Below are 23,876 nucleotides of genomic sequence, written 5' to 3'. Positions count from 1 at the left end.
TCCTCACACTCGCACAGCTAACGACCCCTTGACAGCATAGTCTATACGAAACCTATTATTCGTGCTTTACAGTCAAAATCCTGCTAATTGGTTAAAATGCGTAAAACTATGTCATATAATGGGCCGCAATCAAGCTGATGAGAACAGGGGATATGAGGGCTGAAGCTTCGTGCTGGCAGGTAGAGTTATATTTCTATAAAGAAAGCCTCCTGGCGGAGGCTCTCAAAGACCCGTAGGGCCTGAATTATCTGTATTTTACAGTTGTTCGGAATGAGTCAACGAAGCTTTGACAAATTCACGGAAAAGCGGCTGCGGACGGTTCGGACGGGAGGTAAATTCCGGATGGAACTGTACCGAAAGGAACCAAGGGTGGCCCGGAAGTTCGACAATTTCCACCAAACGGCCATCCGGGGAGGTTCCGGAGATCACGAGACCCGCTTTTTCAATCTCATCACGGTAGGCATTGTTGAACTCATACCGGTGACGGTGGCGTTCGTATACCAATTCATCGTCATAGCAGGACATCGCCAGTGAATCAGGAAGAAGCTTGCATGGGTACAGGCCCAGACGCATCGTTCCGCCCATATCCTCGATATCCTTCTGCTCCGGCAGCAGGTCGATCAGCGGATACGGTGTGGATGGATCAATCTCGGAACTGTTCGCGCCGGCCAGTCCCAGAATGGAGCGGCCATATTCGATTACGGAAACCTGCATCCCCAGGCAAATGCCAAAGAAAGGAATGGATTGTTCACGGGCATAGCGGATGGCAGAGATTTTACCTTCGATTCCCCGGTCGCCGAAGCCGCCTGGAACCAGAATGCCGCCAATTCCGCCCAGCAGCTCGTCCACATTCTCGTCAGTTACCAGCTCAGCATCCACCCAGCGGATTTTAACTTCCGCGTTAGCTGCGAAGCCGGCATGCGAAAGTGATTCTACTACGCTCAAATAAGCATCATGCAGCGCTACATATTTGCCGACAATGGCAATCTCAACGGTGCGTTCCAGCTTCTGAATCCGCGCCAGCATGCTCTCCCATTCATGCATATCCGGTGCAGGGGTAGTCAGCTTCAAATGGTTAACTACGATCTCATCCAAGCCTTCATCGCGCAGGTTAAGCGGAACTTCATACAGTGTTGAAGCATCCCGGCATTCTACTACAGCGCTCGCGTCAATGTCGCAGAACAAGGCAATTTTGCCCTTCATATCTTCAGAAAGCGGATATTCTGTGCGGCAGACAATGACATTCGGCTGAATTCCGATGCTGCGCAGCTCTTTTACGCTATGCTGTGTCGGTTTTGTCTTCACTTCTCCCGCAGCCTTGATGTAAGGAATCAGGGTTACGTGGATGTACATCACATTTTCACGGCCGATGTCACTTTTAATCTGACGGATCGCTTCCAGGAAAGGCAAGCTCTCGATATCGCCCACGGTACCGCCGATTTCGGTAATTACCACATCAGAGCCTGTCTCACGGCCTGCACGGAATACGCGCTCCTTGATCTCGTTCGTGATATGCGGGATAACCTGAACCGTACCGCCCAAGTACTCCCCGCGCCGCTCCTTGCTGATGACGGAGGAATAAATCTTACCTGTTGTCACGTTGCTGTTCTTCGAAAGATTGATATCAATAAACCGTTCATAGTGCCCAAGGTCCAGGTCCGTTTCCGCGCCATCGTCGGTTACAAACACTTCGCCATGCTGGTAAGGACTCATGGTTCCAGGGTCTACGTTAATATAGGGATCGAATTTCTGGATCGTTACCTTCAAACCTCTGTTCTTGAGCAGCCTGCCCAGAGAAGCGGCGGTAATGCCTTTGCCCAGGGAAGACACAACACCACCCGTTACAAAAATATACTTTGTCACTGTAAAACCCTCCTAAATAAAGTCCAGAAATTCAGGCGACGCTTGCTGTTTATCGTAACCCTTTTTTCCATTATCAAAACAGGGAACCCAAAAGTTACTTTTCCACTCTATCCGGGAAAAAAAACCATTTAAAAAAACAAAAAAGTGACACCCGTAGAGCCGGGGCACTTTTTATTTTAGAAAAAATATTAACTTCCATCAGAAGCCCATGCAATAGTTTACTCTGACGGTCCCACCCATGTCAAGGGAGGAATTATGCCTGAGCACGCTCTTCTAATATTTGTCGTCTTCGTCCTCATCATCCATATCCTCAGAATCGCTGTCTTCGGAATCCTCGTCTTCCACATCGTCTTCGTCGATGTCATCTTCATCAATCACAACATCTTCGTCAACTTCGTCTTCGCTGTCGTCGTCGGAATAGAGATCGTCGCGGTCTTCGTCGATGGCGTCGAAATCCTCTTCTTCCGCAGCGTAGTTGTCTTCTTCCTCGGTGAAATCGTCGTCTTCCAAATCGTCATCCTCGTCATTGATGATACGCGGACGTTTGGAGTTGCCGACAGGATCATCGGAGCGTTCCAGAGGATACCAGCGTTTGAGTCCCCACAGATTGGTTCCGACACAGGCAAAACGCCCGTCAATGTTGATCTCGGTATATAGCTGGGCAATAGTATCGTTGGTTTGTTCGTCTGTCATACCGCGCAGCTTGGCCACTTCGACCATCAGGTCACGGTAATAATAAGGTGTATTGGCCGCTTTGAGCACCAGGAAAGCCAGGTCCACCATCGGCATTTCTTTAACTTTCTCAGGGTCCAGCTTTAAATTGAGTGGCGTACTCACTAAAGGACACTTCCTCTCACGCATATTAACAAAACTAAGTAAAACCTATTTGGCAGCAAATTGCAAGTCAAATGCGGCAGGGCTGCCGGAAGAAGCCGCCTCCAGGTTCCCGTACAGGCATCTGCTTGTCCACCCTTCGTCCAAAAGAAAAGCTTCCAGGAAAGGAAAACGGTTGCCAGTTGAATTATGTAATCGACAGTTCCAGCATAAAATTGAATTCTGCAATACAAAGGCGGAGGAAATCCCTCCGCGCATGACTGTACCCACGCCAAGGATCGGCTCCTTACGGGATGTTGCAAAGAGAGCTTAACCTCTCTTCGATTTATTTTATGTAAAGTCCCGCCTTTTGACACGATGGGCAGCCCATTTCGCTAAAAAAGGGCAAGTTCCCATTCGTAAGCCCGCCTCCGTTCATACAATATGGCAGCACGGCACCGAGGAGGGGACGGCATAACCTATGAATTACTACGGATTTTGGCAGATGCTGCTTGATGAGATATCGGCTGCCCCCAAAAATGCTGAACGGCGCATCGTTACCTTCAATGATCCGCGCCAGTATGCCGGAGCACTGTCGCAGTGGAAGTCGCTGAAGGCAAAAACTCCCGGGCTTGCGCAGGTACGGATTTCTCCGCTGATCCGTGCATTTTTTGTGCCCGCTGCCGGAGCAGTCAGACTGCTCGATAAATTTGCCGACGCGCTATGTGTAGAAGAAGACCACCGGATACAGGTCCACTCTCTTGCCGCTGAAAAAAGCGGCTCAGCCATGCTCCCATGGGGCGTGAAAGCGATTCATGCTCCACAGGCCTGGTCCAGATCCACCGGGGTGCAGGTAAAGATCGGCGTTATTGATACGGGAGCTGATTACCGCCACCCTGATCTCAAGCATTCGCTGGCAACAGGCGTTAACCTGCTGCACCGCGGCATGCTGCCGCTAGATGACAACGGACACGGCACCCATATTGCCGGCACGCTGGCGGCGGCGGGCGGCACACGGGGAATGATGGGCGTAGCCCCCCGGGCGCTGCTGTATCCGGTGAAGGCTTTTGACCACAGCGGCTCCGCCTATGTGTCGGATATTGTGCTTGGCATCGACTGGTGTGTGCAGAACAAGGTCGATATCATCAATATGAGCTTCGGGATGAAAACAAGAAGCAAAGCGCTTCATGATGTGGTGATCAAGGCCTACCGGTCCGGGATCGCCATCATCGCCTCCTCTGGAAACGACGGCAAACGCGGCGGCGATTACCCCGCCCGCTACCCTGAAACGATCGCCGTCGGCGCTCTTGATAAAAGACACCGCGTAGCGGCCTTCAGCAACCGCGGTCCGTACATTGATGTATACGGACCCGGTGAAGGAGTGACCTCCTGCTGGCTGAGGGAGGGCTACAAGGAGATGAGCGGCACCTCCATGGCGACCTCCCATGTCACGGGAGCCGCTGCCCTGCTGCTCGCGCTGCGGCCGGGCCTCTCGCCCCGGGAGCTGAAGCTGCTCCTGCGCCGCACAGCCTCGCCGGTGCGGCTGCGCAAGGGCCAGCGCCGCGCGGCCTTGGGCGGCGGCGCAGCCGATGCCCTGCGCCTGCTGCGCACAGGCGCAAGGCGCAGGACCGCCGCGAAGGGATAGCGGCGGGACTGCCCCGGCCCCCGGCGCTGCGGGGGGCCGGGAACTGCTGCAAGCGGGGCTGCGCCGCTTGCAAAAAAGCAAAAGCACCGCCCCCGGGTACATGGGGGCGGTGCTTTTGCGCTGAAGCCGGACCGTGTTACATCCGGTCCGGCGCGGTAACGCCAACGAGGCGCAGCACGTTGGCGATTGTGGTCCGCGCCGCGCCCAGCAGGGCGAGGCGGGCTACGGTCTGGGCAGCATCCTCGGTGATGACGCGCTCCGCTTTGTAATAGCTGTGGAACAGCGAAGCCAGATCGTACACATAGCGGATCAGGCGGTGCGGCGCATAGCTCTCGGCAGCAACCGCGATTTCTGCCGGCAATTCGCCGATTTTACGCAGAAGCTCGTATTCATGGGCGGCCGTCAGCTTGGAATAATCAATCTGGGCGGCATCCGGCAAGGAGATTCCCTGCTCCTCTGCCTGGCGGAAAATGCTGCAGATCCGCGCATGAGCATATTGAACATAGAACACAGGGTTCTCATTAGAAGTCGAAACGGCAAGATCCATGTCGAAATCCAGATGCGAATCCATGCTGCGCATCGTGAAGAAATAACGGATGGCGTCAATGCCAACCTCGTCCATCAGGTCTTCCATCGTTACCGCTTTACCCGTGCGCTTGGACATTTTGACTTTCTCGCCATTCTGGAAGAGGCTGACCATCTGGGCGATCAGCACAACAAGCTTCTCGGGATCATTGCCAAGCGCCGACATCGCCGCTTTCATCCGGGGGATATAGCCGTGGTGATCGGCTCCCCAAATGTTGATCATTGTATCGTAGCCCCGGCTGTACTTGTCGTTGTGATAAGCGATGTCCGGGGTCAGGTAAGTGTAAGTGCCGTCGTTCTTAATCAGCACGCGGTCCTTGTCATCGCCGTATTTAGTCGTCTGCAGCCAGGTTGCCCCATCCTGCTCGTATACCTCGCCGCGGTCGCGCAGACCATCCAGTGAACGCAGCACTTCTCCGCTCTCATACAGCGAGGTCTCGCTGAACCAGATATCGAAATTGACGCGGAACCGGGTAAGGTCGCGTTTGATTTTGTCCAGCTCTTTGGCGAGGCCGTAGGTACGGAAGAAAGCGGCGCGGTCGCCCGGTGTCATGGACAGCAGAGAGTCGCCTTTCTCAGCCACAAGCTCTTTGGCAAAACCCTTGATATCTTCGCCATGATAACCGTCCTCCGGCATTTCTGCATCCTGGCCCAGCTCCTGAAGGTAGCGGGCTTCAATAGATTTGCACAGATTCGCTACCTGGTTCCCGGCATCATTGATGTAATACTCGCGGGTCACCTCGTAGCCGGCAAAATCCAGCACGTTGCAGAGCGCATCGCCAACAGCAGCTCCGCGGGCATGACCCAGATGCAGACTGCCGGTAGGATTGGCGCTCACGAATTCCATTTCGACTTTCTTGCCCTGACCTGCACTTATGCGGCCGTAATTCTCTCCCTGTTCGGCTACAAGGGCAATCACCGGATAAAGATAGCTCTTGGACAGGGTAAAGTTGATGAAGCCCGGTCCGGCGATCTCCGCTTTCTCGATAGAAGCGCTTTGGGTATCCAAATGCTCAATAATCGCTTCGGCAATTTGCCGTGGATTGCGCTTAGCAATCTTAGTGAGCTGCATCGCAGCATTGGTCGCCAGGTCGCCATGGGCTTTGTCCTTCGGCACTTCCAGCGCGATGGCCGGAAGCTCCTCTCTGGTGACCAGGCCTGCGGCCACTATGGCACCCGCAATCGCTTCCTTCACCCGTTCGTTGGCTAGCTGAAGCGGATTTTGACTTTGTGTCATAATTGTGTTTCCTCCTGTATATGCAAACTTATAGCGAACTGACCCGTTAGCTCTTCGTATACGTAGAGATCATATTCCCAAGAAACCGTAAGCGACCTTCCGTCACGCTTAATATCCAGCTTCCGGGTATCTGTAGAAAGATTAAACTGTGTATAAGGAGAACGGTAGAATCCCGGCAGACGTTGTCCCCGCTCAAAAGACTGCTCCGACTGAATGCCGCCGTGGCGCATCAGCTTCAGCCCGCTGTCCGAAAGCTTCAGGGTGGTGCGGACAGAAACATCCTCGCCCTTTGGCCCCCGCTCGATCTCTTCATAACGGATATACAGCAGATTGCCTTTGTCTATGACCTCTCCTGCAGCTTGTACTATATTCCGTTCCCCGCCCTGCACGCTCTCCAGGGTTATGGAAACACCGTATTTGCCTTGCTGATCTTCAGTCATCAACCGTTCCTCGCTTATTCTTGCTTCTATTTAACTAAGCGGCATATTCGCTTTCCCATTGTACACTATATCCAGATCTGCAGAGCAATTCAATAGTTATCAAGTTATAGCGGCAGCAGCGCAACCGTATCCTTGCTCCGAAGTTCCTCTACCATAGACGTCCAAGCGTCCGGCTTATCCGCCAGCACGGTGTAATAGCGGGTCAGAAAATCGGCAACCAGAGCCGCATCCACCTGCTCCAATTCCTCATCCCCGGGCATAAAGCACAGATCAAGACCGGATACCGCCTCGCCATCTCCCTGCCATGAGGGATGAACATAAGGAAAATCAAGACGCTTGTAGCCCAGATGCGACAGCACCTCGCGGCGGACAAACGGGTCCATCGGCTTGATGCCTCCAAAAGCGTACTCTACCCGGTATGGATCATAAATTTCAGCGAACATGCCATACAGCTCCTTACCGCTCTCGGCTGCGAGCTTCCGCAGGTCTTTAAGGCGGCTCTGCGCCAGGAAGCGGCCTACACCAAGCCCCTCCCGGCCAATTATGGTGAAGTCGGTCATCGCCACATTCCAGTCGGCATAATAACGGTATTCCGTGGTGCCCACAACAGCGCCTTCATGCACAGCGGCAAATACACGGATGCCCGGATCTTCCAGCGGCTCCTTCCACAGACTGAATTCGAGCACTTCCTCCGGGGGAAATACCTCCGACAGTAGGTTATGTACTTGTCTGAACAATGGATCAGCGACGCTCGTAATTCTTCTATATTCCATAATCAAGGATCTCCTCCGGTTCCGAAATTGACTTCTTTATTTGTAGAAAAGGATTCCGCCACTCCATTAGCGCGGCGTAATTACCTGACTCCTCGTCTTCCAGATAATCGGCCACTACCCCAAGCGGCGTCCGTCCGCAGCGCAGCAGGAAGGTAATCACAGGATCGGACCATTTGCCGGCGGTCACGCCAGCCAGGTATTCTTCCGCCGTCATATGGGAGGCCTGAAGGTGATAACCGGGCATTCGGCCCGCCCCCAGAAGCCGTTCCAGCTTCTGTTCCACCACAGCGTGGTAGAGCGACTGCACCAGCTCCTTGCCCAGCCCCAGCTTGCGGTGCTTGGGACGGACGCACAAATCGGCAATATACAGCGTGTTCCCGTCCGGCTGGTGTGTCGTGAGATATCCGTCTGCCGTAACCTCAGACCAGGTATGATGAGAAGCTGGAGCCTCAGGGTCAAAATGGATCTTCAGCCCCGTTACCGACCCGGCCAGCTCCCCGTTCACTTCCACACATAATGCGCCTTCCGGAAAAAGCGCCACATGATTCTCTAGTTGCTCCCGGTTCCACCACAATTCAGCAGGGTATGGGGGCGGAAATGCCTCAGACTGAATCGTAATCAGTTCAGCAAAGTCAGCCTCCGTATAGCCGCGGATGACCGCAGGGACCGGAATTTTTCCGTCAAAAGCATAGAATGTCTTGTAATACATGACCTTCGGCCTCCTTACGTCCAGTCAGTGTACAAATCCGTTCTGCGGTCCCGCCATGTGGTTACGGACCCACGTTCGCGGACACGGTACAGCAGCTCCAGATCGAGATCGGCGGTAATAATCATATCATCGTTGATCTCGCCCACGGCCAGCAGTCCCTGCGGCGGAAACGGAATATCATTGGGTGTAATGATTGCCGCCTGCCCGAAGTTGGCCCGCATCAGATCGACGGTTGGCAGCGAGCCTACGGTTCCTGTCAGCACAACGTAGATTTGATTTTCAATGGCACGGGCATGGCTTGTGTATCTTACGCGGTGGAAGCCGTGGCGGTCATCCGTACACGAAGGGCAGAAAATCACATCCGCCCCCTTGGCCCGAGCCATGCGCACAATCTCAGGAAACTCGATATCATAGCAGGTCAGCATGGCGATGGTCCCTTTGTCCGTCTGGAACACCTCCAGCCCCTCTCCTGCGCCCATGTTCCAGCCTTCCACTTCAGCCGGTGTGATGTGCAGCTTGGCCTGCTCGGCAATCCTGCCGTCCGGATAGAACAGATGCGCCACATTATACAGCTTATCGTTTCTGCGCAGCACATGGGTCCCGCCGATAATATGCACGGCATATTTCTTGGCAAAGCCGGAGAACATCTCGCGATAACGGTCTGTAAACTGCGGCAGGTCTTCGATGCTGAGCGCTTTGCCCTGTTCATCTCCAATAGACATGAGCTGTGTCGTCAAAAATTCAGGAAAGAGGATAAAATCGGCACCGAACTCCTCGGCTGTTTTTATATAATGCTCGCACTGGGCGGCAAACTCCCCGAAGGAGGAGATGGTATGCAAATGATATTGTACTGCGGATACACGAAAGGCCATTTCAGCAGTCCTCCTAAGCGTGATATAGGCGTGCTTTATAATAAAGTACCTAAAATTTTACCATAACGGACCACAAATTCACACATGGAGGAACTGCCCTATCCCGCTTTGAGGAAATTTAAGGTAAAATAATGAGGAAACGTAAAAACACAGCTCCGGTCGGTAGTCCGGACGCACGGAGGAGACGTTCAGCGGCGGTGCAAATGAGGCCACGCGTTCTCTTGAGTTTTCCGTGTCAGTAGCCTTCCCCCTCGGGATGTCCCTCGTTTCTTATTAATATTGAGAGGGGGAATACCGGTGAAGTTAACGGTATTTTTCGAAGAGCCTTTTTGGGTGGGAATTGTTGAGCTAACGGAAGATGGTGTAGTCAAGGCCGGGCGTTATGTATTTGGAAGCGAACCTTCACAGGAGGAGATTTTGGACTTTGTACGGTTCCGGCTGCTGGAAGTCGTCGAAGGATTAAGCTGTGGCGTCGCCACAGGCAAGGCGGCCGCGGTAATTCGTAATCCCAAGCGCAGAGCGCGGGCAGCGGCTAAGGAATCGCGCGGCACAGGCGGCAGCACGTTCAGCCAGCAGGCTATCAAGCTGGAGCAGGAAAAACGCGGGGCAGAATCGGCCCGGCGGAGCAAAGCCGCCCGGGAGGAGCTTGCCCTGAAGAAGCGGGAAATCGCCCGGCAGAAGGCGAAGGACAAGCATCGCGGACGATAGTTAGCTCAGGACCTAAGGAAGTGAAGTAAGATCCATCTAAGGTTCTATAGTCCAAAAAATCCTCCAAGGCCGTTGTAAGCTGCGGTCCGGGAGGATTTTTTTCAATACCCGGTATCTGGCTCCCGGTGTAATCACATATTTTTCAAGGGAAGACGGCCGAACAAGATATCGAATTGCCGGGACAGCTCATGCTGTTCTGCCGCAGTCTCTACAGGATTCTGTAGCACCGTTCGCTCACTCAGAAAAAGACTCCGCTCCTTATCCCGGCCTCTTGCCCTCCTGCTAAGCAGTGAGTTGCTCTCATTAACGGCAATCCGCATAAGCCAGGCCTTCATGTTCTTCACCTCAGACCGGTCGGCAAGCAGCGCCTTAACAAAAACCTCCTGGCAAACGTGGCCACCCCTCCATACATGGCGGATGTATATATGACTTTCTATACAGGTTCTAGGTTCGCCTTTTTATTCCAAAGAGGAGGAATCAACACAAAAAAGCGGCTCCTCTGCATGGAGCCGCTTCTGCCTAAAGAAAATTCAATCAAAGATTTTGCTGCCTATTGCTCTGTTCCCTTAAAAGCAAATTTCAGCTTCCAGGTCGAGCCTCCATCCTCCGTAGCATATAGGGAGGATGTGTTCTGTCCTCTAACCGCCATCCAGCCTTCTTTGACGCTTGTGAAGGAGATGATATTGTCATACCCCGGAATGGATGGAAGGTTCGTCCACTGCTTACCGGCGTTATAGGAGCGGCCAACCGCTACCTTTTCTGCTGCCGGAGAGAATCCTGCCAGAAAGGCAGCTTTGCTTCCGACCAGCACCATATTGCCCGGTTTGCCGGAAGCCGGTCCGCTCTTAAGCTGCGCTGGTCCACTGCCCGGCGCAGGGCCGCCGCCTGCGGTATCCTGGGCGATGACGCGGCTCCAGCTTCTGCCTTTATTGCTGCTGGCATAGAGCGAATAGGAGGTCTGCGACATCCCCGTTCCCCCGTACAGCAGGGCATACACTTGATCGCCGCTCGCATATATCCGTCCACTTTCAGGTTCAGCAAAGGAAGATTTCAGGGAAAGCTGCCATGTGGCCCCTCCGTCTGTGGTTTTCATAACCCGGTATCCGGCTCCCGGTGCAACCACAACCGCCCAGCCGCTGCTGCGGCTGGTGAACTCGGCCCCGCGTGTATTCTTCGGAGTGGAGATTTGGCTCCAGCTAAGCCCGCCATCCTTGGTGTAGTAAGTGGAGGGCCCGCTATAGCCGAAGCCTTGCTTACTATCCTTAAAATCAATCCGTTCAAAAGCCGGCGTTGTACCCGGAAGCCGTTTCCAGGTCGAGCCGCCGTCTGTGGTGGCAATAAGATAGGCTGCGCCTGTGTCCTGCGCAGAAGCCAGTGCCCAGCCCTTTACGTTATCAGGAAAATCAATCTGCTTGAAGTTCCACGGCCCTTGATAGATCTCTTGAAAATGGCAGCCGCCATCCGAGGTTCCGATCATAAATCCATTGCCGGCGGCACGGCCTATATCGGCATTTAGAAACTGAATGTCAGTAAAACCAAGCGGTGCTGACTCAGTTGTTGAGTGCTGCGCTTGAAGCTGCCGCAGCAATCCATGATCACCGGTGCCGCAGGCCGGTGCTGCCTTCGCTGCTTGGGCAGGCAGTGCTGCCGCTCCCCAGGCGGAAACCGCCAAAAGTCCGGCTGACAGGAGCGTTAACGTCCGATGATGCAATTTTTTTGTCCAATTCATGATGACACCTCCTGGATTATATATACCCTTTCCTATAGACACTACTCTGTTATACTGCCCCGTCTGCCCTTCTATCTACCCGGATAAGGTCACAAAAAGAAGACAATTTGGTTACCGCTTGCCCGGCGCATCCGCCTAGATATGAATATCTCTCCTTTTCCTTCCCCATAATGAGAATGGACAATTGAAACGAAAGGGAGCCTGATGCCATGCCGCGCGATTCTGTTAAACCTCCAAAACCTAAACGCCGCCTCCGCCGGCTATTCCGGCTGCTGGCTGTTATGGGGCTGCTTGCTGTGCTGGCGGCAGGGGCGCTGCTCGGCTACTTATACCAGAAAGATCTCCCCCCAATCGCCGATGCCATCCGCTCCAAGCTGCTCGATTCCAGAGGGAATGTACTGACCACCTTCACTACAGACGGACGCAGCCGCACTCCCGTAACCCTTAATCAAATCTCGCCGCTGCTTATACAAGCTACACTGGCAGTGGAGGACCGCAAATTCTACGAACATTCGGGCTTCGATCTGAAGGGCATGGGCCGGGCCGTACTAGCCAATCTGGAGGCGGGAGACCGTACCCAGGGGGCCAGCACCTTAACCCAGCAGCTTGCGCGAAATCTCTATCTGACCCATGAGAAGACATGGACGCGCAAGGCCAAGGAAGCTCTCTATACAATGCAGCTTGAGATGAAATACAGCAAGGACGAGATTCTGAATATGTATCTAAATGAAATTTATTACGGCCATGGAGCCTATGGCATAGAAGCTGCTTCTCAAATGTATTTCGGCAAAAAGGCTGCGGATCTGGATCTGGCCGAGAGCGCCATGCTTGCCGGAATTCCCAAGGGGCCAACCTATTATTCCCCTTACACCCATATGGACAATGCCAAGAAACGGCAGAAGATCATTCTGGCGGCAATGACGGAAATGGGCGATATTACGGCGGCACAGTCGAACACTGCCCTGCTGGAGAACCTGAGCTTCAAACCCCAGGGGGAAAAGAACACCAACGTTACCGCGCCCTATTTCCGCGATTATGTGCGCAGTCTGGTTATTGATTCCCTGCACATCAGCAGCGATGAGCTGGACCAGGGCGGACTGAACGTGTATACCACCCTGGACCCCGATATGCAGCAGGCAGCCGAGGATGCCGTCAACAAGGGAATGGACCCCGGCAGCGAGCTGGAGACCGCTCTCGTCTCGATTGATCCCCGCACAGGCTATATCAAAGCAATGGTGGGCGGCAAAAACTACCGCAACAACCAGTTCAACCATGCACTGGCCACCACTCGCCAGCCGGGGTCGTCCTTTAAGCCCATTATGTACTTGACGGCGCTGTCCTCCCGGAGCATGACCGGACTGTCCGTCTTCAACAGCCAGCCGACGCTGTTCCATTATGACAACGACCGCAAAACCTATCAGCCCCGGAATTTCGGCGACAAGTATCTTGGGGAGATTAATATGCGGCAGGCGATTGCCGCCTCCGACAATATTTATGCCGTGAATACGATTATGAAAATAGGTGCGGACAAGGTCGCCGAGATGGCGGCCAAGATGGGTATCGGCAGCCCGCTGCAGCGTGTGCCCTCTTTGGCCTTGGGCACCTCCCCAGTCAGCCCGCTGGAGATGGCCTCGGCCTTCGCCGTCATTGGCGGCGGCGGCGTGAAGCAGCCGGTTACAGCCATCCTGAAAATTACCGATGCCAAGGGACGGATTCTATATGAAGCCCCTGAGGCGCAAGGGGAGAAGGTCGTAGAACCGGCGGCGGCTTATGTGCTGACCCGGCTGATGGAAGGGGTCTTCGAGAGCGGCGGAACGGGCAACCGTGTAGCTTCGATTATCAAGCGGCCGGTGGCCGGCAAGACCGGCACTACCGATACCGACGGCTGGATGGTCGGGTTCACACCTGAGCTGTCAACGGCAGTCTGGGTCGGCTATGACAAGGGCCGCGATATCGCCACGGCGGACGGGCGCCGCGCGGCGCCCATCTTCGCCCAGTTCACGGAGAAAGCGCTGGAGAACGTTCCGCCGAAAATTTTTCCGATTCCTGACGATGTTGTCAGCGTCTATATCAACCCGGAGTCCGGGAAGCTGGCGACAGCGGCTTGTCCCGACAAAGAGCTGGAAACCTTTATTAGCGGAACGGAGCCTACCGAATATTGCGACCAGCACGGTGCAGGCAGCTCTGCCGGTCCTGCCAAGGAAGGCCCGGGCGGCGAACCCGCTGCCTCCAAGGAGAACCATTCTCTGTGGAGCGAGATCAAACGCTGGTGGCTGAACTGATCCCGGTTGCTCTGCTAGCCTCCTTGCGATACGGAAGCCTACCAGCCTGTGCGGAGGACCAGGCAGGCTGTGCCGGGCACTGCGCATAGACAAGAGCCTGAACGGCTGCCGTCTGTGGCCGAAAAGGCGGCCCACGCTTTCAGGCTGACCTAAAATGGCCCCCGCTGTTTCGCAGGCCCTGTATTGGGTAAAGACAAGAGAACCCTAATTAATCTCTCCGTTCGGACTTCCTGAACGGAGAGATTTTAAGTTTCGTTATCTTCTTCCTTTTTTGACAAAAAAACTCATAATTTGAATGCGCTTACCCGTTCTCTAAACTTACAATTACTGCTATAATCATAGATATCCACAAAAATATAAAGATGTAAATGAGGGACATGGGATGAAGGATACAGGCATGATCCGGAGTTTAGACAGTCTGGGTAGAATTGTGGTTCCCGTAGAAATCCGCATGACACGAAATATTGACATTGGGGATCCTATCGAATTTTTTATTTTGGATGACGAAGTTATTGTGCTTAGAAAGTACACCTCAACCGAATGCACGTTCTGCAGAAGCCTTGATCACGTGACCTACTATAAGGACCAGTTTATTTGTAACAACTGTCTGAAGGAGCTTGGCAATCCGGATCGTACGGACGAAGAGATCATACAACCGCTGATTGCCTCAGAGGACAGTCCTGAACCCGGCCGCGGAGGCCGGCGGACAAAGACAGAAGAAATGAGCCAACGTCTGGAGAAGGCCATAGAGGAGCATCCCTATGCCAACCAGAAGGAGCTCGCCGAGGTTCTTGGCATCAGCCAGGCCCGGGTTAGCCAGCTAAAACGCAAACTCAGCATGCTCAGCAGATCCTAGACAGATCAGGCACACTGTTACCTTCATACAAAACGGCCAGTCCCTCCAGCTTGCAGGAGGGCTTGGCCGTTTTTAAATTCCAGGTGTATATTCACACTTTAAGACAAAGCCGCTTTCAGCTCTTCTGAGGAGCCGTTCCACCAATCTTCATTGTGAGCAACCAGCAGCGACTTCAGTGCAGCTCTCTCTTCGGCTCCCAATCCCTCCAGAATGATTTTCCGCTTCAGGGCTGCATCCAGCTTATTCACATGATCGGCAAGAATTTTCCAGCCGCGCCGGGCCTCAGTGTCAATCCACATTTCGCAGGCGGTGATTCCTCCGTAGGATTGTCCTTCCGGTGTACGGTCCACCGCTACCCACACGACCCAGACCTGTCTGCCATCCGGAACATCCTCCCGGTTCACGCTGAATTTAATCCCTTTCTCCACCTTGCTCTTGGCATGCATGGCACCGATATCAATAACAGCTTCACCACCGTCAATAATAACCGGCGATACATTATTCAAGTCAATGGAGCCTGCGCCGAAGCCTTTATGCTTGCTCTTGGCATTCACGATATTTAGAGCTATCGGCTTCTTGCCCTCCGGTTGGTTGTTATCCATAAGTGCACATCCTTCCCTTTCACTAATAGAACGTGAACTTGAGAATGTCAGGCTCGTTCTCAAGTTCATCTTATATAATTTAATTTTAGCTAATAATGCAGCGAATGCAAACATATACATCCCGTAGATGCTTGTCACGGGAGGAATCACAGTATGAAGCCACTGTCATTAAGGTACACCCTCATCTTTGCAGCCCTGGCCGCCCTCACTCTGCTGGGCAGCGCAATCTGGGCACTCTCAGGGCACAGCCCTGCCGTTTCAGCCGCTGTTCCAAAAGAGGCCAAGTCCCCCGCAGCCGCACAGACCAAAACCCTCCAGCCCATTCTCCCCGAGAGTAAGCCGGTGCCTGTTTCGGAGGCCTTAAGCGAGCGGGTAGCAGAGTATCATATTGCGGCGCAGCTTATTCCGGGTTCAGAGCTGCTGCAGGCTTCTGAGACGGTAACCTGGACCCACCCCGGTCAAAAACCGGTACAAGACCTCTACTTTCACCTGTACCCCAATGCCTTCGCATCTAAAGATACCACGTTCATGAAGGAGTCTGGGGGCAAGCTTCGCGGAGATGCCATGCCCGCAAATGGCTACGGCAGTATGACCTTAACCGATCTGCGGACCTCAGAGGGCATCTCGCTCATGCAGCGGCTGCAATATGTTCAGCCGGACGACGGCAATGTGAATGACAAAACACTGGTAAAAGTACACCTCCCGCAGCCGGTGAACGGCGGAGAAAGTGTCACACTCAAGCTAAGATTTGACGTCCAGTTGCCCAAAATATTCGCCCGTATGGGGGTATCCGGCAATTTTGTAATGGCAGGGCAATGGTTCCCCAAAATCAGCGTGTATGAGCCTGCCGGTACCCGTGGCGTGAAGCAGGAGGGCTGGAATCTGCATCAATATCACGGCACCTCCGAGTTCTACAGCGACTTTGGCATTTATAACGTAACCCTGTCTGTTCCCTCCAACTATATAGTTGCCGCAACTGGCTTTCCGGTAAAAAACCCCAGGTTGAAGCAGGATCAGAAGATCTACCAGTTCTACGCCGATGATGTCCATGATTTCGCTTGGGCGGCCTCCCCCGACTTTGTGGTCGCAGAAGAAGCCTTCTCCACCGCTGAGGTGCCTGGTGTAAGGATCAAGCTCTATCTGGACCCGTTGCACAAGGACCTGCAGGAGCGTTACTTCCAGGCCGCCAAAGCTGCTCTGAGCGCCTTCAGCAAATGGTACGGCCCTTATCCTTACTCGACGCTCAGCATCGTTGTTCCTCCCAAAGGGGGGAATGGGGCCGGCGGGATGGAATACCCCACACTTATCACCGCTGCCGCTGCAGGTGACGATGCTCCGGGCACCCAGCTTGAACGTACGGTTATCCATGAAATCGGGCATCAGTTTTTTTACGGTATGGTAGCGAACAATGAATTTGAGGAAGCCTGGCTGGATGAGAGCTTCACCTCTTATGCAGAAGACCGGCTGATGGAGCAGGAATACGGAGTGATCTCCAACTTTCCGCTGCAGACCAGCCTGGTGACCTCTCCCCAGCCGCTTAATCTGGAGACCTGGAAATATGCCGGAGATGATTCCTACACCCGCAACGTGTACATCCGGGGCAAGCTGGTGCTGAAGGATATGGAGAAGCAGGTGGGTACCAAAACAATGGACAGCATTCTGTCCGCCTACGCGCGCAAATACCGTTTCCATCATCCTTCCACCGCCGATTTTCAGAAAGTTGTGGAAAAGGTGACCACAAAATCATGGCAAGCCTACTTCGATCAATATATCTACAGCGGCGGTGCGCCTGACTTTGCCGTAGATAACATCACAATTGCCATGAAAAAAACAGGGACAGAACCCCCCCGCTATGAATCATCGGTGGAAGTCAGCAACAAAGGAAGCCGTTATGGGGAGGTTCCAATAAAGTTCATGTTCTCGGACGGGTACACCGTTCAAAAATATTGGAGCGGGGAAGAGAAGAACACTACAATTCAGCTATCCTACAAAGCACCGCTTATCTCGGCAGAGATTGATCCGGCGCACTCCATTCTGCTTGAGAGCAAGCATCTTAATAACTTTAGACTGTCGGAGCTGCGGCCAGCTACACTCTCACGTTGGACGCTTAGCATAACTAACCTGCTTGAAAACCTGCTCGGAACTCTTGTCTGGTGAGGTGAAGAATTGTGAAGAGAGCGATAACCCGCGGCTGGCACAGCATGAAAGAGCAATTTTATATTCTGATTCTGTTATTTATCTACCGGCTGTTCTGGAGCTATTTCATGTACAAGTTCATCAAGGACGCTGTCATCTCGGTGCTGCTGCGTTATCCCGATCAATATGCTGGCGGCAGCGCAATAGGCAGACTCCTGTATTATATCGAGGGACAGCTTGCTCTAGGCAACGATCCTGATGTGCAGCGCTGGCTGTGGATGCTTCTCCTACTTAGCGCAGTGCGGCTGCTGGTCTCCCCCTTTATCCGGGCGGGACTGCTGCATGAACTGCATCAGGAACGCAAAGGAGAGCGTGGAATGTTCTTTTTCCCGGGTATGAGACGGTATGGGCTTCCGGTCCTGCTGTTCAGCATAGCGGAATGGGTGCTTGCGTTCCTGCCTCTGTACTGGCTGCTGCCCAAAATGTACGGCCTCCTGCTAAATGGCATCCTTGATTATAAAATGCTGCTCAAGCTCGTTCCCTATATTCTGGTCTGGCTATTATATCTTTTCTTTATCCGCAAGCTGCTGCTGTACATGCAGTTCGGCTATACCGCCGGAACTGGCATATTCTCCTCCCTGCTGGTTTGCCTGAAAGTGCTGCTGCCATCTATAGGCGTATCCGTCCTGATGGGTGCCGGCGGGCTGGCGGTGTTGCTTATTTGCGGATTGTCAGCGATATTCAGCCCTGGACTGCCCGCATTTCTCCTTAAGCAGCTCTCCCCCCTTCCAACCACTCTGTTCAAAATGTGGGGGACAGCCGCACAATATCACCTCTGGTCCAGTAAAACATTTCCACAATAATTACACTGCCTGATCGGCATAATAACAAGAGTCACTGCTTCTCTAGGGGGAGCGTGACTCTTTTCTTGTGTACCTGCGCATGCGGCAAATCTTACCTATTTGCAAAATAGCAGACCCTCTGGTACAATGATGCCTGTACCACTAGTAACAATTTTGTAATCTTTGCAGAAATGTTTGTCACATCTGGTTTATGCTTCGCAGCATTTGAGATTGTCGATTTGTCACTGTTCGGTGCATAATACGCCAAATTCCCTGCACCGGGAAGTGGGGGAACCATTTTTTGGGTGAATTGATCTCGCTTTAGAGGGGTCATAGGGGAACCTTCTACCGAATCCTTAAGCTAACCTCGCCGGCCTTGGAAGGAGTACATCTTTTGAAAAGTCACAATTTTAAGAAAAAATGCACCGCAGCAGCATTAGGGCTGGTAATGGTATTCACGCTGGGAGCTGGCAGCGCTTTCGCGGATTCCAAAATGGACAATGTGATCACAAAAACACTGGGAACTACATATAAAACCGGGGGCACCAGCACTGCCGGCTTCGATTGTTCCGGATTCACCTCTTATGTGTTCAAAAACGTAGGTCTTACCTTGCCTCGCACATCGAAAGCGCAATTTAAGGTCGGAACTGCCGTATCACGCAACAATTTGCGTTCGGGCGATCTGGTATTCTTTAACACTTTGGGCAGTGGGATTTCCCATGTCGGGATTTATGTTGGCAACGGAAAATTCGCACAATCCTCCAGTTCACGCGGAGTGACCATAACTTCGATGAGTCAAGCCTACTGGGCCAACCGCTATGTTGGCGCCAAACGCGTGATGAGCACAACAGCTTATCAGGCTGTCGCTTACGATTGATTATCCCCGCTGACAATGACAACCTCTAACAACTAAATGTAGCTTATACAAACCCGGAAGCTGATTATTGCCGTAATCAGCCTTCCGGGTTTTTCCTTTTTGCTCTATATGTCAATAAACCTATCGTAAATCTGACCTGACATGTTATTGTAAGCCCTTTATAATAAATTAAACTCACAAAAATCGCAAAAAATATGCAAGAATATGTTTTTAGTGATTGCCAAGTGCTTCCTTCTTTGTTACAATAATCGCAGTGAGTTGATAGTAACATTTTTGTAATTATTCAAAGCAGTTTTACAAAAGTTTTGTCATGTATAGATCCGTAAGCTAATCCTAATCAACAGTCGTGCCGAGTTCCCTAATCATTAGGGGAACGGGGGAACCGATTTTGGGTGAATTGACCTCCTATTCACAGAGGGGTCATAGGGGACCTTCAACCGAACCCTTAAGCTAACCTCGTAGGCATTTGGAAGGGGTATTTACTTTTGAAGAAGAAGCTAGCAGCAGCACTACTGAGCTTTTCCATTGTTCTTACTATCGGAGCAGGAAGCGCTTTCGCGGATTCCAAAATGGATCAGGTTATCGACAAAGCCATCGGAACCAAGTATGTATCCGGCGGTATCTCGACAAACGGTTTTGATTGCTCCGGATTTACAATGTACGTTTTTGATAAGATCGGCATCAACCTTCCTCACCAATCCGGCTCCCAATATCAGATGGGCACAGCCGTTTCCCGTGACAGTATCAGACCGGGAGATCTTGTATTCTTCAATACAAGCGGAAGAGGTGTATCCCACGTCGGCATTTATGTCGGTGACGGCAAATTCGCACATGCATCGTCCAAACGCGGCGTAACTGTTAGTTCGCTGAATGACAGCTACTACGTTAACCGCTACGTTGGCGCCAAACGGATTATGAGCACAGATGCTTATCAGTCTGTAGCCTCCGATTCCCAAGACAACGACGATGTGCAATAAAATGTCATAAGGCAAGCTCTTCTCCAGGATTTTATCGAAATCTTGGAGAAGAGCTTGTTTTTTTGTCTACATTAAATACTTACCCCTTCAATATATTAACTTCCCCTTAAAGTTTGTGCATCGGAAAGAGACTGTATTGTATATAATTAAATAAATAATGTTTTGTTGTCTTGAAAGGAGGTCGGTGGCCTTATGATGAGTTCCCCGGTAACTTTTCACGTTGTGCCTATGGAAGCCACGCATGCCGCAGAAATCTGCGAATGGAATTACAAGCCCCCGTACAACATCTACGGATGGATGCCCTGGGAGCAAATGCAGGCTTTGGAAATTGAATTCGGTGATCCGCGGCTGCGAAGCGAACAATACGTCTCCGTAGTAAATGGGCAAGGCTCCCTTTGCGGATTCGCACAGCTATTCCCGATGGAAGGTGTAGTGCGGCTGGGGATTGGCATGCGTCCCGAGCTGTGCGGTCACGGTATGGGACATCTGTTCACAGCTACTGTCGTTGAGGCAGCCCTGGCACGTTATCCAGAGCGTGAGATTGACCTTGAGGTGCTAACCTGGAACCAGCGAGCCATCCGGGCTTACCAGAAAAGCGGGTTCACTATAACCGACACCTATGAACGCCGGACCCCAACTGGCGACAAGCCATTTTACTGCATGGTCTATGGTAAATAGAACGTTCATTTTTTTGACACAAATGCTATGATAACGCTTTACCTTCTTGTATAATGTAGGAAGCAGCTTACATGGAGGGGACGGATGCAGATGCAGAAATGGATCATGAGCGGTTTGTTTTTTGCCGCCTGCGCCTTTGCGGTGGTTTTATTGTTTACCTTACCCGGCAAAGACGAGGTAGCTGAGGAGAATAAGCCGACGATGCCGGTGGTCGAGCTGGATGCGGCCAGTGCGGAGTCAACGGTTAAGCTCAATTGCATCACCTGCCACGGCGATCAGCTTCAGGGCGGTGTAGGACCGAGTCTCCAGCAAGAAGGCGGCAAGCATGATGCAGAGGGAATCTTCGGTATCGTAACCAAGGGACGCGGGCAAATGCCCTCCTTCAAAGAAAAGCTGAAACCCGAGGAGATCGCGAACGTTGCCATGTGGCTTGCCGAGAAGAAATAGCTTTTGCACTACAAACACAAAATGCCCAGCAAAGATGCAGCAGATCCTTTGCGTGGGCATTTTTTTATATAATAATCTTCGCTATCCCTTGGATTAAGTATGCTAACGGGTTTTCTCAAAGGCTTCATTAAATTCATGAGCTTCACGAATATCAAGCGCTGTAATTCCGCATTCCTCATCTGCAGCCAGCCGCAGCGTGACGGTCTTGTAATCAATTGTAATATGCGGATGGTGTTCAAAGGCTTCCGATATGGCCGCTACCTCATCTACGAATGCAATGCCCTTCATATATTCACTGAACACGTATTTGCGCACCATCTTATTCTTCTCCAGCTTCCAGCCCTCCAGCTTGCCTACCTGCTCCCGCAGCTCTTCCTCCGTAAATTGCAATGTTCTTCCTCCCTTACTTAATTAGCATCAAGCAGAAACGGCTTCGCCGTCCTTTAAAAGGACGGTATCGTTTCAGCGAGAAATATAAGGATGATTTGTGGTGTGAAACATATACATCCTTATATTTTAAACAAAACATCCCTCAGCTTATAAAGTCCAAGGGATGCGCCAGGATGAAGGCTTTTTTTCGGTTTAATGTATTCAAAAATCCCGGCAAATAGTACTCGGCTCCATCAATTTTACCACGATGCGAAGGCTGCGGGCAAACCGCCCTCAGGCTGCAGCCTGCCTCCTAGACCAGAAGGACCGAAGCCAAATCCTCTTCTCCGAGCAGAATGTTAATCCGGTGCGTGTCCTTATCGTAGATCACAACGCCGCTGCCAACCTCTATCACCGGCTCATTGCCCAGAGCATAGAACAAATCCTCGGCAAGCGCTTCCCAGACCTCCAGCTTCGATTCCTGCGGCAGCTCCTGCCACTCATCCGGCTCCATTTCAAAAAATAAATACCCGTCGGAAATCCTTCCTACCGCTTCTGTCAGTTCACTCAAAATTTCGCTGTAATCTCTGCCATGCTTCACACCCACGTCAATCACTCCGTTTTCTCCACAGATGAATAATATTACCCTACTCATTATAGCCGAAAAAATGACTTCACAAAAAAGGGAATGCTGTCGATAAATAAGAATATACGTTATTGGTCAGACAGAGTGTCCCACCGCTGTTCATGGATGATACACGCGGTATAGTCGGATCACTTCCTAATTCTCATGGACGAGGTGCGTAAATGGAAATTTCAACAATACTTGGTTTGATTTTTGGTTTCGTTACAATAGTATGGGGGATGTTTCTTAAAGGCGCGCCGTTAGCTGCCTTGGGAGCACCCGCAGCTTACGTAATCATTCTGTTGGGTACAGCCGCATCAATACTTATGGCTTTCCCATTCTCTGAAGTCAAGAAAGTCCCTAAATTGTTCAAGATAATATTTGTAAAAAAGAAAATGGTCAGTAAAACGGAACTGATCACCATGTTCATGGAATGGGCCTCTATTACCCGCCGTGAAGGCTTGCTTGCCCTGGAATCCAAGGTCGATGAAATTGAAGACAACTTCCTTCGAAACGGCATGCGGATGATTATCGACGGTAACGACCAGGAGTTTGTCCGCGATGTATTAATGGAAGATATTCACGCTACAGAGGACCGGCATAAGGCCGGAGCGCTGATTTTCTCGCAGGCAGGTATGTACGCTCCTACGCTAGGGGTACTCGGGGCCGTTATCGGGCTGATCGCCGCACTTTCGGATATGAGTGCAGTAGAAAAACTGGCTCACGCCATCGGGGGTGCCTTCATTGCCACCATAGTCGGTATCTTTACAGGTTATGTGCTTTGGCATCCGATTTCGACCAAGCTGAAGCGGCTCTCCAAAGGCGAAATCGAGGTCAGACTAATGATGGTGGAAGGACTTTTATCCATCCAGTCCGGGGTATCAACCATTGCCATCAACCAGAAGCTTTCCGTCTTCCTCACGCCTTCTGAACGCGCGAAGCTGACAGACAAGGAGGGTGCTTCGAGTGAGCAAAAAGACTAGACATGAGGAGCACGAAGAGCATGCCGATGAATCCTGGCTATTGCCTTATTCGGATCTAATGACCCTTCTGGTCGCCTTGTTCCTCGCTATGTACGCCATGAGCGCTACAGATGCCAAGAAATTTGAAGAGATGGCCCAGGCCTTCAGATCCGTATTTACCGGTGGAGGCGGAGTGCTGGAATATAAATCAGATGCTCCTACGAATACCCAGCTTGACCAGGGTAAAGAAGAAAAAATGAACAGTGTGATGTCAGAGAATACCGGCAAAGACGAATTGAACAAGCTGAAGCAGAAAGAGCAAGAGGATCTGGAGAAGCTGAAGAAGCAATTCGATCAGTATATTAAGAATAACGGGCTGACCAATCTGCTCAGCACCAAGCTGAATCAATCGCAGCTAATGATCACCATCAGCGACAACGCTTTGTTCGCTTCCGGGCAAGCATTCGTTAAGGATGACTCCCGTCAGCTTGCGAAATCAATCTCGAACATGCTGCAGGAATTTCCAGATTATGAAGTGCTGGTACAGGGGCATACGGACAACGTTCCAATCTCCAACAGCATTTACCCCTCCAACTGGGATCTCAGTGTGGCGCGGTCGCTGCAATTCATGAAGATTTTGCTGCTGAATCCCAATTTGAACCCGGTGAAGTTCAGTCCAATCGGATATGGCGAATATCATCCGATTGCTCCCAACACTACACCTGAAGGCCGTGCCAAGAACCGCCGTGTGGAAGTATCCATCCTTCGTAAATATCAGGATGCGACACAAACCACGAACGTTCCCACTTCCGGCAATTAATTTATTGTACAATCGAACAAAGAGCTGAT

The 23,876-nt window shown here is 51.9% G+C and carries 24 protein-coding genes and 2 riboswitches; of the genes, 12 read left to right on the top strand and 12 right to left on the bottom strand.

Annotation, left to right across the window (positions count from 1 at the left end; all coding sequences use genetic code 11):
- Positions 1-255: 255 nt before the first annotated feature.
- A complete protein-coding gene (locus tag ACX1DY_RS30040) occupies positions 256-1,863 on the bottom strand; it encodes a CTP synthase (protein WP_458967784.1) in 1,608 nt (535 codons plus the stop codon).
- A 273-nt stretch (positions 1,864-2,136) separates the two neighbouring features.
- On the bottom strand, positions 2,137-2,700 hold the full coding sequence (gene rpoE, locus ACX1DY_RS30035) for a DNA-directed RNA polymerase subunit delta (protein WP_458967783.1): 564 nt from the start codon (positions 2,698-2,700) through the stop codon (positions 2,137-2,139).
- Between the two features lie 457 nt (positions 2,701-3,157).
- Between rpoE and ACX1DY_RS30030 the strand changes: the two genes are divergently transcribed.
- Complete coding sequence (locus ACX1DY_RS30030; RefSeq protein ID WP_458967782.1) at positions 3,158-4,321, top strand: S8 family peptidase; 1,164 nt, start codon at positions 3,158-3,160, stop codon at positions 4,319-4,321.
- A 136-nt stretch (positions 4,322-4,457) separates the two neighbouring features.
- Here ACX1DY_RS30030 and argS read toward each other — a convergent pair whose 3' ends face one another.
- From argS to ACX1DY_RS30005, 5 genes are all read right to left on the bottom strand, one after another.
- Entirely contained in the window at positions 4,458-6,143 is a 1,686-nt protein-coding gene (gene argS / locus ACX1DY_RS30025; protein ID WP_458967781.1) for an arginine--tRNA ligase, read from the bottom strand.
- The gene (locus ACX1DY_RS30020) at positions 6,140-6,583 is read right to left on the bottom strand and encodes a YwiB family protein (protein WP_458967780.1); all 444 of its coding nucleotides are present in this window, start codon (positions 6,581-6,583) and stop codon (positions 6,140-6,142) included. The genes argS and ACX1DY_RS30020 overlap by 4 nt, the downstream gene beginning before the upstream one ends.
- Before the next feature lie 104 nt (positions 6,584-6,687).
- Positions 6,688-7,356 (bottom strand): GNAT family N-acetyltransferase, encoded by a 669-nt coding sequence (locus tag ACX1DY_RS30015; RefSeq protein WP_458967779.1) that lies wholly within the window; start codon positions 7,354-7,356, stop codon positions 6,688-6,690.
- The gene (locus ACX1DY_RS30010) at positions 7,346-8,065 is read right to left on the bottom strand and encodes a GNAT family N-acetyltransferase (protein WP_458967778.1); all 720 of its coding nucleotides are present in this window, start codon (positions 8,063-8,065) and stop codon (positions 7,346-7,348) included. The genes ACX1DY_RS30015 and ACX1DY_RS30010 overlap by 11 nt, the downstream gene beginning before the upstream one ends.
- Positions 8,066-8,079: 14 nt before the next feature.
- A complete protein-coding gene (locus ACX1DY_RS30005) occupies positions 8,080-8,937 on the bottom strand; it encodes a carbon-nitrogen hydrolase family protein (protein ID WP_458967777.1) in 858 nt (285 codons plus the stop codon).
- Positions 8,938-9,234: 297 nt separating this feature from the next.
- Here ACX1DY_RS30005 and ACX1DY_RS30000 point away from each other — a divergent pair, with 297 nt between their 5' ends.
- Positions 9,235-9,645, top strand: coding sequence for a YjdF family protein (locus ACX1DY_RS30000; protein WP_458967776.1), 411 nt, complete (start codon positions 9,235-9,237; stop codon positions 9,643-9,645).
- Between the two features lie 131 nt (positions 9,646-9,776).
- On the opposite strand, the gene ACX1DY_RS29995 is transcribed toward ACX1DY_RS30000, so the two are convergent.
- Together ACX1DY_RS29995 and ACX1DY_RS29990 are read right to left on the bottom strand one after the other, a co-directional pair.
- Positions 9,777-9,980, bottom strand: a complete 204-nt coding sequence (locus ACX1DY_RS29995) for a hypothetical protein (RefSeq protein WP_458967775.1) — start codon at positions 9,978-9,980, stop codon at positions 9,777-9,779.
- 215 nt (positions 9,981-10,195) lie between these two features.
- Entirely contained in the window at positions 10,196-11,374 is a 1,179-nt protein-coding gene (locus ACX1DY_RS29990) for a WD40/YVTN/BNR-like repeat-containing protein (RefSeq protein ID WP_458967774.1), read from the bottom strand.
- Between the two features lie 209 nt (positions 11,375-11,583).
- Here ACX1DY_RS29990 and ACX1DY_RS29985 point away from each other — a divergent pair, with 209 nt between their 5' ends.
- Both ACX1DY_RS29985 and ACX1DY_RS29980 read left to right on the top strand, forming a co-directional pair.
- The gene (locus tag ACX1DY_RS29985) at positions 11,584-13,656 is read left to right on the top strand and encodes a transglycosylase domain-containing protein (RefSeq protein WP_458967773.1); all 2,073 of its coding nucleotides are present in this window, start codon (positions 11,584-11,586) and stop codon (positions 13,654-13,656) included.
- Between the two features lie 382 nt (positions 13,657-14,038).
- A complete protein-coding gene (locus ACX1DY_RS29980) occupies positions 14,039-14,512 on the top strand; it encodes an AbrB/MazE/SpoVT family DNA-binding domain-containing protein (protein WP_458967772.1) in 474 nt (157 codons plus the stop codon).
- A 98-nt stretch (positions 14,513-14,610) separates the two neighbouring features.
- Here the strand turns inward: ACX1DY_RS29980 and ACX1DY_RS29975 are convergent, their stop codons facing one another.
- Positions 14,611-15,114, bottom strand: a complete 504-nt coding sequence (locus tag ACX1DY_RS29975; RefSeq protein ID WP_458967771.1) for a YwhD family protein — start codon at positions 15,112-15,114, stop codon at positions 14,611-14,613.
- Positions 15,115-15,267: 153 nt separating this feature from the next.
- Here ACX1DY_RS29975 and ACX1DY_RS29970 point away from each other — a divergent pair, with 153 nt between their 5' ends.
- From ACX1DY_RS29970 to ACX1DY_RS29945, 6 genes are all read left to right on the top strand, one after another.
- Positions 15,268-17,271: a M1 family metallopeptidase gene (locus tag ACX1DY_RS29970; RefSeq protein WP_458967770.1), complete on the top strand. Its 2,004-nt coding sequence runs from the start codon at positions 15,268-15,270 to the stop codon at positions 17,269-17,271.
- 11 nt (positions 17,272-17,282) lie between these two features.
- On the top strand, positions 17,283-18,113 hold the full coding sequence (locus ACX1DY_RS29965) for a hypothetical protein (RefSeq protein WP_458967769.1): 831 nt from the start codon (positions 17,283-17,285) through the stop codon (positions 18,111-18,113).
- A gap of 231 nt (positions 18,114-18,344) precedes the next feature.
- Positions 18,345-18,483, top strand: a riboswitch (cyclic di-AMP (ydaO/yuaA leader).
- 57 nt (positions 18,484-18,540) lie between these two features.
- Complete coding sequence (locus ACX1DY_RS29960; protein WP_458967795.1) at positions 18,541-18,969, top strand: C40 family peptidase; 429 nt, start codon at positions 18,541-18,543, stop codon at positions 18,967-18,969.
- A 337-nt stretch (positions 18,970-19,306) separates the two neighbouring features.
- Positions 19,307-19,449: riboswitch (cyclic di-AMP (ydaO/yuaA leader) on the top strand.
- Between the two features lie 5 nt (positions 19,450-19,454).
- Positions 19,455-19,946 carry a C40 family peptidase gene (locus ACX1DY_RS29955; RefSeq protein WP_458967768.1) on the top strand — a complete coding sequence of 164 codons (492 nt, stop codon included), beginning with the start codon at positions 19,455-19,457 and terminating at the stop codon, positions 19,944-19,946.
- Between the two features lie 192 nt (positions 19,947-20,138).
- Positions 20,139-20,624 carry a GNAT family N-acetyltransferase gene (locus tag ACX1DY_RS29950; protein WP_458967767.1) on the top strand — a complete coding sequence of 162 codons (486 nt, stop codon included), beginning with the start codon at positions 20,139-20,141 and terminating at the stop codon, positions 20,622-20,624.
- 90 nt (positions 20,625-20,714) lie between these two features.
- A complete protein-coding gene (locus ACX1DY_RS29945) occupies positions 20,715-21,071 on the top strand; it encodes a c-type cytochrome (RefSeq protein WP_458967766.1) in 357 nt (118 codons plus the stop codon).
- 102 nt (positions 21,072-21,173) lie between these two features.
- On the opposite strand, the gene ACX1DY_RS29940 is transcribed toward ACX1DY_RS29945, so the two are convergent.
- Positions 21,174-21,461 (bottom strand): 4a-hydroxytetrahydrobiopterin dehydratase, encoded by a 288-nt coding sequence (locus ACX1DY_RS29940; protein ID WP_458967765.1) that lies wholly within the window; start codon positions 21,459-21,461, stop codon positions 21,174-21,176.
- 292 nt (positions 21,462-21,753) lie between these two features.
- The gene (locus tag ACX1DY_RS29935) at positions 21,754-22,047 is read right to left on the bottom strand and encodes a hypothetical protein (protein ID WP_458967794.1); all 294 of its coding nucleotides are present in this window, start codon (positions 22,045-22,047) and stop codon (positions 21,754-21,756) included.
- 200 nt (positions 22,048-22,247) lie between these two features.
- On the opposite strand from ACX1DY_RS29935, the gene motA reads away from it, so the two are divergent.
- Both motA and motB read left to right on the top strand, forming a co-directional pair.
- Positions 22,248-23,048 carry a flagellar motor stator protein MotA gene (gene motA, locus ACX1DY_RS29930; RefSeq protein WP_458967764.1) on the top strand — a complete coding sequence of 267 codons (801 nt, stop codon included), beginning with the start codon at positions 22,248-22,250 and terminating at the stop codon, positions 23,046-23,048.
- Complete coding sequence (motB, locus tag ACX1DY_RS29925) at positions 23,032-23,847, top strand: flagellar motor protein MotB (protein ID WP_458967763.1); 816 nt, start codon at positions 23,032-23,034, stop codon at positions 23,845-23,847. The genes motA and motB overlap by 17 nt, the downstream gene beginning before the upstream one ends.
- The last annotated feature ends 29 nt before the right edge of the window (positions 23,848-23,876 follow it).

Source organism: Paenibacillus sp. BAC0078 (assembly GCF_054483875.1).
This window is presented reverse-complemented; position numbering and strand designations above follow the sequence as displayed.